Annotated in this window: 1 pseudogene; it reads right to left on the bottom strand. The window is 40.4% G+C overall.

Going from position 1 to position 1,818, the window contains the following annotated elements:
• Positions 1 to 1,479, bottom strand: a pseudogene (locus H5300_RS26520) (hypothetical protein); the annotation flags it as partial.
• Between the last annotated feature and the right edge of the window lie 339 nt (positions 1,480 to 1,818).

Raw genomic sequence — 1,818 nt, 5'->3', positions numbered from 1 at the left:
TATGCCGTCTGAGTCAAAGTCACTCGATTCTGGCACTTGAGCATTGAGAGGATCCCAACTGTAAACCACCTCATGATAATCATTAATACCATCGCTATCAGTATCAACATCTACAAGCGACGTATTGAGAGCAACCTCTTGACCGTTGGTTAAACCATCACCATCAAAGTCACTAAGCTTCGCATAAATACCACTATTATCTATAAGTGGACTCCAATTGACTTTTTCATCCTCATCCACTTGGCTTTGAGTTAAAGCTTCAATGTAATCACTTATTCCATCGCCATCACTATCGGCATTATCCAGTGCTGTGCCTAACGTTTGCTCTTCTATATTCGATAAACCATCACCGTCAAAATCATCAAAGAAAGCTTTGCTGCCAGTATTAGCTTGGAGTGGATCCCAATCTAATAGAAGTTCGATTCGGTCAGAGATGAGATCACTATCAGAGTCTTTAAGCAGAGGTGAGGTTTTTAATGTCAACTCGTCAATGTTGGTTAACCCGTCAGAGTCATCATCTCCCAAAGCACCAAACTCAGGGCTATTCGGATCTGTAGGGAGCCAACCAAAAGCAAGCTCATAAAGGTCCGGCAAACCATCAGAATCACTATCAGTCGTAAGTTCTATTTTTTCGAAGAGCGAATATCTATCATCAATGGAAGTGTCAAGACCCAGAGATTCTTCCAGTTCATCGGCAATGTTATCACCGTCAACATCAGCTTTAAGACTGGCATTATATGGGGCGACATCAAAATAATTGAGTGCGTCATCTTGATCGCTATCTATTGCTTCTATGGGAAAATATTGTCCCTGTTCGACAACGAGTATATCGCTATTGCCAGCTGAAAGATGAGTCAAGGCTTCAGATAAAATGCTAGGAATCGACTGGCAGGTATTTTGTTCCATTTCATTAAGAAAAGTCTCCGTATCATTAAGTAGCTCACCACTTAATACCGACAAGACTCTTCCTTTAAATCCTTCTAAGCTTTCTAAGTCTTGATAAACATTAAGGTCGCCATCCGAAAACTCATTCGCAATCAACGTTTTTATCTGCGTTAACTCTTCCTCTCCACATATTTGATGCAATTTAATAACAAGTGAAGAAAGAGGGCTAATGAGCAATTGTTCTTCTGGAAGAGAGCTCATAACCGTAGGTACAGGAAGAGCACCTTCAAGGTGAATGTTCTTCGCGGCAATAACGCCGTGATAATTTTCAGGGAGTAAGTAAGTAGAGACTTCCTCTTTTCCAGACTGAATACTCATCACTTTTGTTATAACTTGCTCATTATCATCGAGCTGGCCATTTATATTTTCATCTAACCAAACCAGTGGATCTTGCCATTGAGAAAAACCATCGGATATAAATAATTCCTGAGACTCAACATTGAAATACAGGTTGTTATCACAACCAACGAGTAAGGAACTAAAAAAAACAACTTGCCCAAGTAAGGCTGGTTTTCTCATAACATTTTTAAACATATGACTATCTTTCCTAATGGTTTAACACGCACCTCAAATAACACAGTACAAGATGAAAAATTCACTTACAATACGAATGAACATAAAAAACAGGCTCTTCGACGTTTTGTGTGGGTTTGGGTAAAAATATTCACCTCCTAAATAGGCTCCAATACAAGGTCCAGCCACATTGAATTCTTCTGATATTTTTATGCTCGGGTTGGGGCTGCAAGCCCCCTGGAAACTTATCGACCAATCCCTTAATACAGAACATTCTCCTTATGAGCTTCACCTACAAGTGGGGGCTGAACGTGGAGTACTTTACTCGTGTCCAGAATGTGGCGCCGCTTGCTCTGCACA

This window comes from Vibrio sp. SG41-7, from assembly GCF_014164465.1.
Classification (GTDB): domain Bacteria; phylum Pseudomonadota; class Gammaproteobacteria; order Enterobacterales; family Vibrionaceae; genus Vibrio; species Vibrio splendidus.
This window is presented reverse-complemented; position numbering and strand designations above follow the sequence as displayed.